We start from the raw sequence: 15,771 nt of genomic DNA on the forward strand, positions 1-15,771 counted from the left end.
GTTTTTATATGGGAAAATATTGAGGAGAATAATTGTGAGAACGTTAAAGACAAGGTTTATTAGATGGTTGCGGACAAGTGATGTAGAATTTTTTCAAGTAATGTCGCAGGGGACGGAGGAGTCAGCCTTTTTGTTATATATTGATCAAAGACGACCTGAAGGTGGGAATCATATTGATATATTGTTGATTTCTCATTTTGAGCTATCAGAAGAGTCGTATGAAGATGTTTTAAGTTTCAATGACGATATGCTTGGCTTTAAACCAACCTGTTCGTATTGTATGGTCACACTGTCGGTAGAGGAAGAATTTGAATTTGATTTTCCTTGTGACATGCTTGCTGTTCAAAGATATGTAGATGACTTGCTAAAAAGAGTCCAAGCTAACAAACTTCCTGAACTGACATATAAAGATTTTGATTTTTTATCACAACAATAAACCCAGGGACTGCCCTGGGTTCTACAAATGATCCTCTTTCAAAATACGCAAAAGTGATTCAGAGTTGGTTTGGAGCGGTGCGTATAATTTTAATTGATACAGCATGCCTTTTACGATGACTTGTCTTGGTTTTTGTTTGTTTAATTCAATTTCTAAAATGCCAAGCGCTTCAAATAAATCTGGCTCATCTTTCACTTCATAGTGTGCTTCAGCCTGCTCTCTTAATTCTTTTAAAAGAGATTCTGTCAGCGGGTCGAATGACCGTTCGTAAATAGGACCAAACCAATCGCTCGCTTGATCTACAGAGATGAGCGGAAAATCATTTCGCTCCATCATACCGCCCATCAAATCATCGATACGGTGAATCATCGTTGCAGCTAGCTCCTCAGCCTCCAGCTGAAAATCATATAAAATCGCAAGCTCGAAATAAACGTGGCTCATGCCCTCAATCGTCAAACAAAGATCAGCCATATAAGGAATCGCTGCATCTCCATATACCTGCTTAATGTTATCAATGTGAAGCTGAATGGTGGCAAGTCTGATTTGTTTTGCGAGCAGCTGCGTTTCTTCATTCATTGGCAGTGCTCGATCGCTCAGCTGCATTTTAATAAAATCCTTTTGCTGTAAAATATTATCGTAGTAGACAGTGAGCTGCTTTCGGTAGGCTTCCTTTGGTGTGCCGCCCTCTGTTTGAACCTCGTGAATCCGGGTAAATACCTTATCATAATAGTAATGCAAGATTGAAATGAGCAGTGCTTCCTTTGATTTAAAATAAAGATAAAAAGCACCCTTTGACATGTGGCATTCATCCGCAATTTCCTGAACAGACGTTGTATTGTAGCCTTTGCTGGCAAACAATTTCATGCCGGCCTCAATGATCATTTTTTCTTTCTTTTTCAATATGAATGTCATCCTTTCTTACCGAGAGACAAATGTCTTAGGAAACGTGCGCAAAGAGATGTGACTTATCGGTCATAAACGACGAAAGTTTTCAAAAAATAATCAGATTGTAACTTGTTTTTTACAGTGTAATTCTTTATATTATAAAGTAAGGTGACCAACTGGTCAAAAAATGTGAAAGGATGATGTTCCATGAGAGAAATCGATGATATGATGAGACGCTTGCGAACAAAAGGAATACAAGTAGAAAAAGTCAAAATGCCGAAAGAGACAACCATTGAAAAGAAATGGATGTATCAAGCTGGCAAGAAAATCAAAGCCACATACCGTGATTTCAATGGGTATTCATTCATCTAAAAAAGACTGCGGTCAAAAACCTACAGTCTCTTCTTTGGAACCGTGATCGTATAACGTACACCTAGATCATCATTTTCAATTGATATAGACGCTTGATGCATGGAGAGAATTTTTTTGACAATGCTTAATCCAATACCGAATTCGCCCTTTTTTCCCTTACTAAAAGGTTCGTATAGGTTGGATAGCATATGTTCTTCAATGTGAGGACCGTCATTACGAATGACAATGCATATTTGATCCTCTTCCTGTTTCATTTGGATATCAATTTTACTTTTTGCGTAGCGGAGTTGATTTTCTAGTACATTCTCAAATAATTTGCTCCATTGTTCTGGATCGCCTTCAAGAGCAGCCTCATCATCTAAGTCCACGTTCCACTGCAATTCATTTTTCGACCAGCGTATTCGGTCGACCACTTCCAGCATCGTATTACTGAGTAGGAAGGAAGCATGTGCGGGGTGTTGTTTTGATAAATAATCAAGCTTTGTTAAGTACAGCAAATCCTTGATTTTCTTCTCAAGTTTTTCCGCTTCACCTTCAATGACTTCCACCGTTTGTTCAAGATCTCCCTTAGGAAAAATACCATCTTTAATCGACTGCGTATAGCCGCGGATGACCATGACAGGTGTCTTTAAGTCATGTGATATATTTTGCAAAAGAGTCCGTTCTGTTTCATCCTTTTGAATGAGCTTTTGTCTCATTTCTTCAATGGTATGACCAAGCTTCCCGATCTCATCTTGCCGGTCAACGATGACAGGGTCGTCCCAGTCCTCTTGCGCAATCCGCTTCACGTGCTTTTCAAACGCAACGATTGGACGGGATAAGTAGCGGGCAAGCCAAATCGATGGAATCCAGCTTAATAAAATAACGGTGCCCAGGATAAATATCAGCTGTTTAAACAGCGTAAAGGACAGGTCGTCTCGATAAGAGTCTGGTGCATAGGACAGAAGAATATATTGTGTATTGTCTGTTGATACTTTTTTGATGACAAAAAAGATGTGCTGGCCATTTACCTCTTCAGAATAGCGTTTCGTTGCGCTTTTTTGTTTTTTCACAAAGGCTTGGATTTTCTCAATAAAGGCGTGCGGGAAAAACTGCGCCATTTGGTTTAATTCATCTGACGGAATCAGAATGTGCTGCACCGAGCGGTTTTCCGGTGTCGACTTTGGCGAGCCGTCTCGGTTCAACGGATATTCTGTGAGCACCTGCTGTTCATTTTCTATATTTTTATAAATTTCATTCGTGAAAAAGTTTCGTAATGTATTGGAAAATAGGATGATCAGGACAATCGAGATCGTGAGCAAAATACCAGAGATGACGACCCAAATTTGAAAAGCGAGCGGTTTGTTCTTCATCCTTTTAGCATCCTATAGCCAAATCCATAGATGGTCTCGACCTTTAAGTCGGGCATTTTTTTGCGTAGCCGTCTGACAAGGTCATCGACCACACGATCTGTTCCGAAGTAATCGTGTCCCCAAATTTTGACGAGGATATCTTCACGAGAAAAAGCATGTCCCTGATGATGTGTAAATAAAAGCAGCAAGTCAAATTCCTTAGAAGTTAAGTTAATCAGCTGATCTCCTTCATACACCTCTCTTACATCCTCATGAATGACATAGGAGGAGACGGGTGTGACGCTTTTCTGCTGCGGAGTATCGCTATTTTTGTACACAAGCTCAAGCAGCTTTTGCACCCGAATGATCAGCTCGCGCGGAAGAAATGGCTTCGCAATATAATCACTGCTTCCCAGCTCTAAGCCGAGGACACGGTCGATATCTGCATCGCGTGCCGAAATGAAAATGACCGGTACGTCAGGTGATGCGGCTTTGATTTCTTTAATGAGTGTGTAGCCATCTGTATCAGGCAGCATGATATCTAAAATCCATAGATGCGGCGGCTTGTTCATTGCCCGGCGTGCCGCTTCTCCGGTTAAAAAAGAGGAGACATTCCAATTTTCACTTTCTAAATATTTGGTTAAAAGTTCGTTTAAGTTTTGTTCATCTTCCACTAAATAAATGGTGTACGACAAAGTCTTCCACATCCTCTCAACGTCATTATAACGGGATACAAAGGCGGCATGTCAACAATCACATGCTTTTTTCACAATTTCACATATTCTTCTCATCATTATCCCATAATGTTTGTTTATGATAAGCTCAAGGGAAAAAAGGGCATAGACAAAAGGTAGATCAATAGGTGCTTTTCACGAATGTGCGCACCTTGCTTTTTTTCTATCAATAAGTATTATATAATTTGACATATTGTCATGAAGTATCTTCAATGATATTGCCATTAAGAGGACATGAGTCCTATCTAAACATATGAATCAAGCAAGTCATGAACACGATGTAAAGGAGTGCAAGCGATGGATTTCCGAAGAGAAGATGAAGAGAAGAAGATGAATCATCAAGAAGATGTGCATCAAGAGAATGAGAAACAAATAGACGAACCAGAAAAAGAAAAGGAACTCGTTTATCAACCTCATGAAAACGAAGCATCTGCCACTCAGGAGAGTGTGACAAACCATTCTCCTCAAATGGAGGATGACCGTGCGTCGAAAAAGGAGAAAAAGCGGAAAGCGGCATGGCTCAGTCCGATCCTTGGAGGGATTATTGGCGGAGGCCTTGTGCTTGGCATTACACCGCTTTTGCCGCAGTCACAGGACACAGCTGCAAACACACAAACGCAAACAGCTTCAAGTGAGCCGGCAGCTTCTGATAATTTCTCAACAAAACAAATCACCAATGCCACGAATGTCGCTGATATGGTAGAAGATTTAGAGCCAACCATTGTAGGAGTCTCAAACTATCAATCTACACAAAATTCGTTTGGCCTTAGCGGTGACTCAACAGAAGCTGAAGCTGGAACGGGTTCTGGTGTCGTCTTTAAAAAAGATGGCAAAAAAGCGTACATTATTACAAATAACCACGTAGTCGAGGGTGCCAATAAACTGAAGGTCACACTTTATGATGGGAAAACAAAAGACGCAAAGCTGGTCGGCAATGATGTGATGACAGATTTAGCTGTTGTTGAAATCAATGCAGACGGCATTGATAAAGTGGCGAGCTTTGGTGATTCTTCTAAGCTCCGTGCTGGAGACAAAGTGATCGCAATTGGGAACCCGCTCGGTGCACAGTTCTCTGGTACTGTGACAGAAGGGATTATTAGTGGTCTTGATCGTACAGTTGAAGCGAACACATCATCTGGTACGGTGGAAATGAATGTACTGCAAACAGATGCAGCGATTAACCCCGGGAACAGCGGGGGACCGCTTATCAATACAGATGGTCAAGTGATTGGCATCAACAGTTTAAAAATTAGCGAAAGCGGTGTGGAATCACTTGGCTTTGCGATTCCAAGTAACGATGTCAAACCGATTGTAGATGAGCTGTTGAAAAATGGAAAGGTTGAACGTCCTTACCTTGGCGTACAAATGATTGACCTTGAGCAAGTGCCTGAAACGTATCAAGAAAATACGCTCGGCTTATTTGATAAACAAATCGGCAAAGGGATTTATGTAAAAGATGTATCAAAAGGATCACCTGCACAAAAAGCAGGCTTGAAATCTGGAGATGTCATCATCAAATTCAAAGGGAAAAACGTGGCAAACAGCTCTCAGCTGAAAGAAATTTTGTACAAAGAAACAAAAGTCGGCGATAAAACGACAATGACTGTCATTCGTGAAGGGAAAAATAAAAATCTAGACATTACCCTTGGACAGTCTGAAACCGAATAAATGAAAAAACAGGTGGACGTTAAAGGTCTACCTGTTTTTTTATGCTTATTTTTTTGAAGAGAGTGTACGTAATATGATCTTTTCCCACATGCTCCAAGGCAAGAGCTGCTTTGCTGTGAATGAAAGTCGCACCCCTTTCCCAATCGGATATCTCAACTTTTTCAGCCGTTTCTTCTCGGCTAATCGAATCACAAGCTCTGCGACTTCACGCGGGTCACCGTAGTTGGTTTTCTGGGCATTGATATAAACCATCATCTTTTGATAGATGCTTGTGTATTTCGATCCTTCCCCTGGCTGCAACATGTGCTCGTTCATAGACGTGTTCCAAATATTTGTTTGGAAAGAGCCTGGCTCGATCAAGGCTGCCTGTATACCGAACGAGGCCAGTTCAATGCGCAAGCTCTCTGTATAGCCCTCCAAAGCAAACTTGGAGGATACATATGGAGAAAGCGCGGGCATTCCCATTAATCCGCTGATGCTGCTCATATTGAATATCTTTGCACCATTTGTCATAAACGGAAGGACGGCTTGTGTCACTTCCATGACTCCGAAGACGTTTACATCAAATTGCTGGCGGTACGTGTCAACAGGAACTTCTTCAGCAAAACCCGCATAGGCTGTTCCCGCATTGTTGACAAGCAAGGTTATGGGGGCGTAAGCATGTAGCTTTTTCTGAAATGCTTGAATCGACTGCGTATCTGTCACATCTAATGCTTCAATATGTATCGCTTCGGATAAAGAGGCTTGCTTGATCTCTTCGGCAAGCTTTTTTGCATTGGCTTCCTGCCTGACCCCTGCAATCACTGTATAGCCTTGCTTGGCGAGACCTATCGTGATGAGCTTGCCGAAGCCGCTATTGGCACCAGTTACAATGGCTGTTCTTTTCATCATCTCGTTCTCCTTTTTGTTTCAATCTACCATAGTCCGCTGTTTTATTGAATAACGAAAAGCAGGATGGAGAAGAATAAAAAGCGATGATAAGAAATAGGAGGAAGCACATGATGTGTTGGAAGAAGGCGGGACAAATAGGAGTGCTGCTTTTTATGCTGTCTGGCTGCCAATCAATCGAACCGCTGCAACAAACAAAGGAAGCAGAAGCAGAGAGTCTCTCAGCGGTTCAAATGAAGGAACTTCCATTTGAGCATCTCCACCTGCATGTTCAATACGGGCAGAAAAGCGAATTATACGAAGCCACCTATCGTCAGGCGAAAGGCAAAGAAGAAGCACTTATCCGTGATCATATGAACGGTGTCCGCTATGAAGGTGAAGAAGCATTACGCGAGATGAAGATGAAGCTAAATGATATGTCTATTCCTAGTGAGAAGCTCAATGATGCGTATGTAAATGAGCTATTAGCCGCTTTTAATCTAGACGATGATTATCAGCGGATTCAGGTCGATATTAAGCTTGAAGATGGGACCAAACGTACATTCCAAAAGAAGAAGTAAAACGAGACTTTCTCATTTTTTAATTGAAAATGATTTTCAAGATCACTTAAATCTGATACACTAAATTGAGATAAGTGATCTTTTCCGTCTATACATAGACGATATTTCATATAAAAAATTTGCATGAGAAAAGGAGCGTTTGAGCGGAATGAGTGCCATTTCTACTGAAGGTTTAAGCTTAGGCTACGGAGAAACAATGATCATAGATGAACTAAATGTATCAATCCCTAAGGGTGAAATCACAGTATTTATTGGCAGCAATGGATGCGGTAAATCCACGCTACTTCGCTCTTTGGCCCGTCTCATGAAGCCAATGGGTGGTTCTGTCCTGCTTGAAGGTCATTCCATTGCCAAATTACCAACAAAGGAAGTAGCGAAACAGCTCGCCATTCTTCCGCAAGGACCAGAAGCGCCAGAAGGATTAACCGTGCATCAATTAGTGAAACAAGGCAGATATCCTTATCAAAATTGGCTGAAGCAGTGGTCGAAGCAAGACGAGGAAGCGGTGAATCGCGCACTGAAGTCAACAAAGATGGAAGACCTCGCTGATCGAACAGTCGATTCATTATCAGGTGGACAAAGGCAGCGTGCATGGATTGCGATGACGTTAGCACAGGAGACGGATATTATCTTGTTAGATGAGCCGACGACGTATTTAGACATGACGCATCAAATTGAAATTCTAGACCTTCTGTTTGACTTAAATGAAAAAGAGCAGCGCACGATTGTCATGGTTCTTCATGACCTGAATCTCGCATGCAGATATGCTCATCACCTTGTGGCGATTAAAGACAAGACGATTTATGCAGAAGGAAGACCAGAAACAGTCATTAATTGTGATCTTGTGAAAAATGTCTTTGATATGAACTGCCAAGTGACGACAGATCCTTTATTTGGAACACCATTATGCATTCCGCACGGTAGAGGACGCTGTATTGTACAGCAAGCGCAAGCGGAGACATTTCTTGCTGCAAGATAATCGTATGTCAAAAGCCTGACATCTGTTACGCACAGAGTCAGGCTTTTTTCTTAAAAAGGGAGCGGAAACTCAATGGGAAATGAATTAGATGAAAAGCTTGAGGGCTTGCTTGATAAATATACAGAGCTGCTGCTTGGTGAATCAACAGACGCACTGAAACAAGATGTGAAACAGTGGGTGATCTATTCTCATATTGCAAAAAGCATGCCGCCTCTAGCAAAGCACTTTAATGAAACGTATCCAGAGGCGAAGGAAGAAATCAAAGAAACAATTCAGCGGATCAAACAAATGAACGAAGCTCATCGAGCCAATCAAGACCGTTAAAAAACTGCCAGCACTACACTGGCAGTTTTTCTTTATGACATCTGTGATGGTCCGTATGGAGATTGATCTGTCAGTGTTTGCTGGAATTTCTGGTGTGCCTGCTGGAGCTTTTGCTGTTCAGCGGCTTCAACAGAATACCAGCCATATCGGAACATGACATCATATAAATGTCTTTGTGTTTTCTGAGTTTCCAGCGCAATTCGCTGAATATCCTGGTAAAGAGATTCATGACTGAATTCATTGAGCGCTGTGTTGTAACCGCTTGTCATATATTTTTCAGTCGACAAAAGGTCTGTGACAAAATCACGATCATTCATGTTTGTTGTCGTGGGAACCGGAGTTTGTGGATTCCCGATTTTTTGTTGGTTTTGTTGTTCCATGTTTTTTCCTCCTATTGCATAAAGCCAGTAGACTGGCCTTGCCCTGAGCTGCCTAAATGCTGAAGAATTTGTGTGTAATGCTGATGATGCATTTGGCCCACTTGATTTAATTCTTGTTTCAACGTCTGGTCTTGGCAGTGCTCGGCCATAAAGTGAGCCTTTTTCATAGCGATCAAGTTCCAATTCAGCATATCCTCTAAGTACAAGGAATCTTTCACTGAAATGACTTGCGGGGGCATATTCATTTGCTGATTGTTCAAGATGTGTTCCTCCTTACGATTTTGTTTCCTTACTGATTCTTTTTATATTGCTGATTTTGACTGGTCTTTTTACCGCCTAGGTCTGCTTCCTGTGATGGACCTGCGTTTCCTTTTACACTTGCAGCACTTACGCCTGCTTTCGATGGGTTTTTCTTCAAACGAGACATGTGGACATCACCTCCATTCTTACAATGCCCTCTCATCTTTAATTCATACGCCGCAAAGTAAGGCACATCAGAATGTGTAAATTTTTGAAATCCGCTCTTGAACTGTTTCGGAAAATCTTTTAAGATAAAGAAAGAGGCATTGCTTTTTTTTGGACAAAAAATGAATGACTGTTCATTCAAAATGTTTAGGGGGATATTTATGGGCAAACATATTCGCAAGGCGGCTGTCATTGGTTCAGGTGTCATGGGCTCAGGCATTGCTGCGCATCTAGCCAATATCGGGATACCAGTAACATTGCTAGATATTGTGCCAAACGAACTGACAAAGGAAGAAACGGCGAAAAAGAGAACGCTTGATCACCCTAGTGTTCGGAATAGATTAAGTCAAGAAGCGATGAAAAAATTGTTAAAGCAAAAGCCAGCACCTCTTACATCAGCAAAAAACCTATCATACATCACACCGGGAAATCTCACAGATCACCTTTCCTTATTACATGATGCTGACTGGATCATTGAAGTCGTCACTGAAAAACTCAGCATCAAACAACACGTATTCTCTCTCATCGACGAACACCGCAAAGAAGGCAGCATCGTATCAAGTAACACATCCGGTATTTCGGTTGAAAAAATGGCAGAAGGCCGATCAGATGATTTTAAACGCCACTTTTTAGGCACACACTTTTTTAACCCAGCCCGTTATTTAAAGCTTTTAGAAATCATTCCTATTCAAGAAACAGATCCAGAAGTACTCCAATTTATGAAAACGTTTGGCGAGGATGTACTTGGTAAAGGCGTCGTTGAAGCGAAAGATACGCCGAACTTTATTGCCAATCGTATTGGTACTTATGGACTCCTTGTGACAGTGCGTGAAATGCTTGAAAACAAATACACCATTGGAGAGGTGGATTCGGTCACAGGACCCCTCATTGGAAGACCGAAAAGTGCGACCTTCCGTACACTTGATGTCGTAGGGCTCGACACGTTTTCCCATGTAGCTCGCAACGTATATGACCAAGTAGAAGGAAAGGAAAAAGATATTTTCCAGCTGCCTGAGTTTATTGAAACAATGCTTGAAAAAGGATGGATTGGCAGCAAGGCAGGGCAAGGATTTTATCAAAAAAATGGAAAGGCCATTTTAGAACTTGATCCTGTGACGCTCACGTATGGAGAACGAACGAAGCTTAAAGATCCAGGCATTGAGATGGCGAAGCAGCAAAAAGGGACGAAAGCGAAATTGAAAGCGCTTATTTATCAAGATGGCCGTGCAGGACAATTGCTTTGGAACATGACGGCACCTGTGCTCCTTTATTCAGCTCAGTTAAAAGGCGAAATTGCGGATGATATTCAGTCGATCGATAACGCAATGAAATGGGGATTTGGCTGGCAGCACGGTCCATTTGAGCTGTGGGATGCAATCGGTGTGAAAAAAGCAGCCGAGCGCATGGAAGCAGAAGGTCACACCATCCCGCAGTGGGTGCAAGACATGCTGGCAGAAGGACACGATACATTCTATCAAGAGAATGCTGATGGAGAGCGTGCGTTTTATCATAATGGGACTTATGAACAGGAAAAAGGAAACGAAAAGAATATTTCCTTAGCGAGATTGAAAAAGAAGCAGGGCGTGATTTTTAAAAATTCTGGTGCGAGCTTAATTGATATCGGTGATGATGTCGCCTTGCTCGAATTTCACTCCAAAAGCAATGCCATTGGACTAGATGTCATTGACATGATCAATCGCGCTGTCGATGAGGTGGAACAGAATTATAGAGGGCTTGTCATCGGAAACCAAGGGAAGAACTTCTGTGTTGGTGCCAATCTTGCTCTGATTTTAATGGAAGCTCAGGACGATAATTTCTTTGAAATTGACTTTGTGATCCGCCGCTTCCAGCAGGCAATGATGAAGGTGAAATATAGCGACCGTCCAGTCGTTGCTGCACCGTTTGGCATGACACTCGGAGGCGGAACAGAGGTTTGTCTGCCGGCAGCAGCTATTCAAGCGTCTAGCGAATCATACATGGGTCTTGTCGAGGCTGGAGTTGGACTGATTCCGGGCGGTGGTGGAAACAAAGAATTATACCTTCGCCATCTGCAAGGGTCAGCTAAGCCGACACAGACCGCTATACAAGATGCCACGCTGAAAACATTTGAAACGATAGCAATGGCTAAAGTATCTACTTCGGCTGAGGAAGCGCGGGATATGAACATGCTCCGCGTGAGTGACCGAATCAGTATGAACGGGGACCACCTGATCTATGATGCGAAACAACTGGTGCTCTCTCTTGATGAAGCGGGTTATCGTGCACCGCTCAAGCAGAAGGTGCCCGTCATGGGAGAAACAGGCTATGCAGCAATGATATTGGCTGCTGAAAATATGAGACTGTCTGGATACATTTCAGAGCATGACATGACCATTGTCAAAAAATTAGCTCATGTCATTTCCGGCGGAAAACTGCCATTTGGAACAGAGGTAGAGGAGCAATACTTATTAGAGCTTGAAAGGGAAGCGTTTTTAAGTCTTGTAGGAGAAGTGAAATCACAAGCACGCATGCAGCACATGCTCGTCAAAGGAAAACCTTTACGTAACTAAGGGGGAGTCAAAATGAGAGAAGCAGTCATTGTCGCTGGCGCGAGAACACCAGTAGGGAAGGCGAAAAAAGGATCGTTAAAACATGTTCGGCCTGATGATATGGGCGCATTGTGTGTAAAAGAAACATTAAAGCGTGCCGGTAATTACGACGGACAGATAGATGATTTGATCATCGGGTGTGCAACACCAGAAGCAGAGCAGGGGTTAAATGTGGCTCGGAATATTGGGGCGTTAGCAGGGCTTCCGTATACAGTACCTGCCATCACCATCAACCGCTACTGCTCATCTGGTCTTCAGTCAATCGCTTATGCGGGTGAACGGATTATGCTCGGCCAGGCAGAAACGATCTTAGCCGGAGGAGTCGAATCGATGACACAGGTGCCGATGATGGGTCATTCCATTCGTCCGAATGCTCAATTGGCAGAGCAAGCGCCTGAATATTATATGAGCATGGGCCACACGGCAGAGCAAGTGGCGCAAAAATATCAGGTCACACGTCAAGATCAGGACGCCTTTGCGGTAAGAAGTCATCAAAAGGCAGCCAAAGCATTGCAGGAAGGGAAATTTTCAGATGAAATCGTATCCGTTGATGTAACAGAGCGGCGGGTAGGAGAGCAATATCAATTAGAAGAGCATTCATTCACCTTTTCACAGGATGAAGGCGTGAGAGCAGGGACAACGGAAGAGATTCTTTCTACTTTGCGTCCGGCTTTCTCGACAAAAGGCACGGTGACCGCAGGAAACTCTTCACAAACAAGTGACGGTGCTGCGTGTGTGATGATGATGGATCGTGAGAAAGCATCCTCACTTTCCCTTCAGCCGCTCGCCAAGTTTCGGGCGTTTGCTGTTGGCGGTGTACCGCCTGAGGTGATGGGAATCGGTCCAATTGAAGCCATTCCGCGTGCGCTGAAAATCGCTGGACTTGAGCTGAAGGATATCGGGCTGTTTGAATTAAACGAAGCGTTTGCCTCTCAGGCCATTCAAGTTATTCGTCATTTAGGGATTGATGAAGAGAAAGTGAATGTCAATGGCGGGGCAATCGCGCTAGGACATCCGCTCGGCTGTACAGGAACAAAACTGACACTGTCACTCATTCATGAAATGAAGCGGCGAAACGAGCAATTTGGCATCGTCACAATGTGTATCGGCGGGGGCATGGGAGCAGCAGGAATTTTTGAATTGATCTAAAGGGGGAAAACAGAATGAAAGCAATGGAAGAGGTAAAAAAGGGTGGAAGCTTCTTAATTGATGAGACGAATTATGAGCATATCTTTACACCAGAGGATTTCTCTGATGAGCATCAAATGATTGGAAAGACAACAGAGGATTATATTTTACAAGACGTTGTTCCATATATAGATCAAATTGAAAACCATGAATTTGAGCATTCTGTCAGGCTTCTCAAAAAGGCTGGAGAGCTTGGGCTGCTAGGAGCTGACGTGCCTGAAGAATTCGGCGGGCTCGGATTAGATAAAATCAGTTCAGCCATTATTACCGAGAAATTTTCCAGAGCAGGGAGCTTCTCGCTTTCCTATGGCGCCCATGTCGGCATTGGGTCTCTGCCAATCGTGCTGTTTGGAAATCAAGCGCAAAAGGAAACATATCTTCCTGGACTCGCTTCTGGAGAAACAATTGCAGCGTACGCCCTCACTGAGCCAGGATCAGGCTCTGACGCCCTTGGAGCAAAGACAACTGCGGTCTTAAATGAAGCCGGAACTCATTATGTGCTGAATGGGGGAAAACAGTGGATCACAAACTCCGCATTTGCCGACGTCTTTGTCGTATATGCGAAAATTGATGGTGAACACTTCTCTGCTTTTATCGTAGAAAAGGATTTTCCAGGTGTCAAAACGGGACCTGAAGAGAAAAAGATGGGCATTAAAGGTTCATCGACAAGAACGTTAATTCTCGAAGATGCTCAAGTGCCGAAGGAGAATTTACTAGGTGAGGCTGGCAGAGGTCATGTCATTGCCTTTAACATTTTGAATATCGGACGCTACAAGCTGGCTGTCGGAACAGTTGGTGCGTCAAAACGTGTCATTCAATTATCGGCAGAATATGCAAACCAACGTAAGCAATTCCAAACGCCAATTTCTCGATTTAGCTTAATTGGTGAAAAAGTAGCCAACATGTCGGCAAAGCTCTATGCGATGGAAAGTGCTGTTTACCGCACAGTCGGATTATTTGAACAGCGCATGGGTCTATTAAGTGAAGAAGAGCAAAAGGATGGCAAACAAATTGCCCAGTCCATTGCAGAATATGCGATTGAATGCTCTCTTTGTAAAGTACTTGGCTCTGAAACTTTAGACTATATAGCGGATGAGGGCGTGCAGATTCACGGCGGATATGGATTCATGCAAGAATACGAGGTCGAAAGAGCCTATCGTGACTCGCGGATTAACCGTATTTTTGAAGGGACTAACGAAATCAACCGTCTGCTTGTACCAGGCACATTCTTGAAGAAAGCGATGAAGGGAGAGCTTCCGCTGCTTCAAAAGGCGCAAACCTTACAGGAAGAGCTCATGATGATGATGCCGGAAGAGCCAGGTGATCAGCCGCTCGATCAAGAAAAATACTTGCTCGCCCATGCGAAAAAGATCGCCTTAATGGTATCTGGAATGGCGGCGATGAAGTATGGAAAAGCATTAGACAAAGAGCAAGAGATTCTTGTGAACATAGCGGATATCGTCAATGAAATTTTTGCTGCTGAATCGGCGATTCTGCGTACTGAAAAGGCAATCGCTGCATCAGGGCTAGATAAGAATACTCAAAAGCTTGCTTACACACAAATTTTCACGCAGGAAGCCTTCTTAAAAATTGAAGCTCATGCAAAAGAATCCTTGATCGCGATGGAAGAAGGAGATGCACTCCGCATGAGTCTGTCAGCTCTTCGCAAACTGACAAGATTCACCCCGATCAATGTCATCGCCAAAAAGCGCGAAGTGGCGAAACGAATCTTTGAAGCAGAGAAATATATCGTATAAGACGGCTGAAAAGGTGCGGGTATCACTCCGCACCTTTTTGTAAGCATACATTTAGGTTTTTAAAATATTTTGTGATAAAATGTTCTCACTACTTGCAGGAGGTGAAAATAGTGGCTTTAGATTTTTATGAATACCCATCTTGCGGTACATGCCGAAAAGCAAAAAAATGGCTGGAAGAACACAATAAAGATATCAACAGCATACATATCGTCGAAGAGACGCCTGATAAAGAAACATTAAAAGCGCTTTACGAAAAAAGTGGCTTAGAGCTGAAGAAGTTCTTTAATACAAGCGGACAGAAATACCGAGAGCTACAGCTGAAAGATCAACTTCCTGCAATGTCAGAAGGCGAGCAGCTAGAATTACTCGCATCTAACGGAATGCTGATCAAGCGCCCGATTACAACAGACGGTAAACGAGTCACAGTTGGATTTAATGAAGATACATTTAAAAGCGTCTGGAAATGATGTAACTTTCATTCAGATTGTGGTATCTTCAATATAGATTGAAAGAAAAGACTGGAGGGGTATTGAATGAGCACACCAAAAGATTTACGTTATTCAGAAGAACATGAATGGGTCAAAGTAGAAGGAGATAAGGTGCGTATCGGTATTACGCATTTTGCTCAATCTGAGCTAGGCGATATCGTGTTCGTTGAGCTTCCTGAAGTAGGAGACAAAATTACAGCGGACGAGCCTTTCGGAAGTGTAGAATCAGTGAAAACAGTTTCTGAGCTTTACGCACCGATCAACGGTACAATCGTCGAAGTGAACGATGAGCTGGATGACAGCCCTGAATTCGTCAACGACTCTCCATACGAAAAAGCATGGATGATCGTGGTAGAGCCAGCTGATACATCTGAAATTGAGAACTTGATGACTGCTGAGCAATATGAAGAAATGACAAAAGAAGACTAATTCACGTGAAATTGGACACTCTACCTTTATGGGGGGGTGTCCAATTTGTCTTTTCAAAAAGAACATGTGGATATAACAGATCATGTCACTGGACGATTCAAAGAAAGCGGCATGGTGCTGTATCATCAAAATGAAGAGATTGGCACGATGATTAGTGAAAACCAATATGAGTTAAAATCAGGTTATTCCTATGAGCAAAATCGTTTTTATCGTCTGACGGATACATTGACCCACGGAACAGAAAAATATGTAGACTGTGATGATGAAAATGGCTGGTGCTAATCACAGATGAGGCTGCA

General features: G+C 42.8%; 19 protein-coding genes. 12 read left to right on the plus strand and 7 right to left on the minus strand.

Going from position 1 to position 15,771, the window contains the following annotated elements:
• Window positions 1-130 precede the first annotated feature (130 nt).
• Window positions 131-436: a hypothetical protein gene (locus tag C6347_RS03965; RefSeq protein ID WP_223251427.1), complete on the plus strand. Its 306-nt coding sequence runs from the start codon at window positions 131-133 to the stop codon at window positions 434-436.
• Between the two features lie 21 nt (window positions 437-457).
• Here the strand turns inward: C6347_RS03965 and C6347_RS03970 are convergent, their stop codons facing one another.
• The gene (locus C6347_RS03970; protein ID WP_060597273.1) at window positions 458-1,336 is read right to left on the minus strand and encodes a TetR/AcrR family transcriptional regulator; all 879 of its coding nucleotides are present in this window, start codon (window positions 1,334-1,336) and stop codon (window positions 458-460) included.
• A 192-nt stretch (window positions 1,337-1,528) separates the two neighbouring features.
• Here C6347_RS03970 and spxO point away from each other — a divergent pair, with 192 nt between their 5' ends.
• Window positions 1,529-1,693, plus strand: a complete 165-nt coding sequence (gene spxO / locus C6347_RS19180) for an anti-adapter protein SpxO (RefSeq protein WP_095285802.1) — start codon at window positions 1,529-1,531, stop codon at window positions 1,691-1,693.
• A gap of 20 nt (window positions 1,694-1,713) precedes the next feature.
• Here the strand turns inward: spxO and C6347_RS03975 are convergent, their stop codons facing one another.
• A complete protein-coding gene (locus C6347_RS03975; RefSeq protein ID WP_066030423.1) occupies window positions 1,714-3,045 on the minus strand; it encodes a sensor histidine kinase in 1,332 nt (443 codons plus the stop codon).
• Window positions 3,042-3,719: a response regulator transcription factor gene (locus tag C6347_RS03980; protein WP_066030424.1), complete on the minus strand. Its 678-nt coding sequence runs from the start codon at window positions 3,717-3,719 to the stop codon at window positions 3,042-3,044. The genes C6347_RS03975 and C6347_RS03980 overlap by 4 nt, the downstream gene beginning before the upstream one ends.
• 336 nt (window positions 3,720-4,055) lie before the next feature.
• Here C6347_RS03980 and C6347_RS03985 point away from each other — a divergent pair, with 336 nt between their 5' ends.
• Window positions 4,056-5,426 carry a S1C family serine protease gene (locus C6347_RS03985; protein ID WP_034659926.1) on the plus strand — a complete coding sequence of 457 codons (1,371 nt, stop codon included), beginning with the start codon at window positions 4,056-4,058 and terminating at the stop codon, window positions 5,424-5,426.
• A gap of 45 nt (window positions 5,427-5,471) precedes the next feature.
• Here C6347_RS03985 and C6347_RS03990 read toward each other — a convergent pair whose 3' ends face one another.
• Window positions 5,472-6,317, minus strand: coding sequence for an oxidoreductase (locus C6347_RS03990; RefSeq protein WP_060597271.1), 846 nt, complete (start codon window positions 6,315-6,317; stop codon window positions 5,472-5,474).
• Between the two features lie 110 nt (window positions 6,318-6,427).
• Between C6347_RS03990 and C6347_RS03995 the strand changes: the two genes are divergently transcribed.
• From C6347_RS03995 to C6347_RS04005, 3 genes are all read left to right on the plus strand, one after another.
• Window positions 6,428-6,874, plus strand: coding sequence for a YusW family protein (locus tag C6347_RS03995; RefSeq protein ID WP_181185436.1), 447 nt, complete (start codon window positions 6,428-6,430; stop codon window positions 6,872-6,874).
• 148 nt (window positions 6,875-7,022) lie between these two features.
• On the plus strand, window positions 7,023-7,853 hold the full coding sequence (locus tag C6347_RS04000) for an ABC transporter ATP-binding protein (protein ID WP_003213584.1): 831 nt from the start codon (window positions 7,023-7,025) through the stop codon (window positions 7,851-7,853).
• Window positions 7,854-7,925: 72 nt separating this feature from the next.
• A complete protein-coding gene (locus C6347_RS04005; protein WP_066030425.1) occupies window positions 7,926-8,177 on the plus strand; it encodes a YusU family protein in 252 nt (83 codons plus the stop codon).
• A gap of 32 nt (window positions 8,178-8,209) precedes the next feature.
• Here C6347_RS04005 and C6347_RS04010 read toward each other — a convergent pair whose 3' ends face one another.
• From C6347_RS04010 to C6347_RS04020, 3 genes are read right to left on the minus strand one after another with little or no spacing between them, the layout of a single operon-like run.
• Complete coding sequence (locus C6347_RS04010; RefSeq protein ID WP_034659918.1) at window positions 8,210-8,557, minus strand: spore coat protein; 348 nt, start codon at window positions 8,555-8,557, stop codon at window positions 8,210-8,212.
• Between the two features lie 11 nt (window positions 8,558-8,568).
• Complete coding sequence (locus tag C6347_RS04015; protein WP_223249598.1) at window positions 8,569-8,820, minus strand: hypothetical protein; 252 nt, start codon at window positions 8,818-8,820, stop codon at window positions 8,569-8,571.
• 26 nt (window positions 8,821-8,846) lie between these two features.
• Window positions 8,847-8,984 (minus strand): YuzL family protein, encoded by a 138-nt coding sequence (locus tag C6347_RS04020; protein ID WP_003212904.1) that lies wholly within the window; start codon window positions 8,982-8,984, stop codon window positions 8,847-8,849.
• A 199-nt stretch (window positions 8,985-9,183) separates the two neighbouring features.
• Between C6347_RS04020 and C6347_RS04025 the strand changes: the two genes are divergently transcribed.
• The 6 genes from C6347_RS04025 (at window position 9,184) to C6347_RS04050 (ending at window position 15,754) form a co-directional block, all read left to right on the plus strand.
• Window positions 9,184-11,571, plus strand: coding sequence for a 3-hydroxyacyl-CoA dehydrogenase/enoyl-CoA hydratase family protein (locus C6347_RS04025; RefSeq protein WP_106071439.1), 2,388 nt, complete (start codon window positions 9,184-9,186; stop codon window positions 11,569-11,571).
• A gap of 12 nt (window positions 11,572-11,583) precedes the next feature.
• Window positions 11,584-12,759, plus strand: a complete 1,176-nt coding sequence (locus C6347_RS04030; protein WP_106071440.1) for an acetyl-CoA C-acetyltransferase — start codon at window positions 11,584-11,586, stop codon at window positions 12,757-12,759.
• A 14-nt stretch (window positions 12,760-12,773) separates the two neighbouring features.
• Complete coding sequence (locus C6347_RS04035; RefSeq protein WP_106071441.1) at window positions 12,774-14,555, plus strand: acyl-CoA dehydrogenase family protein; 1,782 nt, start codon at window positions 12,774-12,776, stop codon at window positions 14,553-14,555.
• Window positions 14,556-14,665: 110 nt separating this feature from the next.
• The gene (locus tag C6347_RS04040) at window positions 14,666-15,022 is read left to right on the plus strand and encodes an arsenate reductase family protein (protein WP_003213086.1); all 357 of its coding nucleotides are present in this window, start codon (window positions 14,666-14,668) and stop codon (window positions 15,020-15,022) included.
• Between the two features lie 66 nt (window positions 15,023-15,088).
• Window positions 15,089-15,472, plus strand: coding sequence for a glycine cleavage system protein GcvH (gcvH, locus tag C6347_RS04045; RefSeq protein WP_003213614.1), 384 nt, complete (start codon window positions 15,089-15,091; stop codon window positions 15,470-15,472).
• Between the two features lie 45 nt (window positions 15,473-15,517).
• Window positions 15,518-15,754, plus strand: a complete 237-nt coding sequence (locus tag C6347_RS04050; protein ID WP_003212882.1) for a YusG family protein — start codon at window positions 15,518-15,520, stop codon at window positions 15,752-15,754.
• Window positions 15,755-15,771: the final 17 nt, after the last annotated feature.

Source organism: Bacillus sp. NMTD17 (assembly GCF_002998735.1).
In the GTDB taxonomy this organism is placed as follows: domain Bacteria; phylum Bacillota; class Bacilli; order Bacillales; family Bacillaceae; genus Bacillus.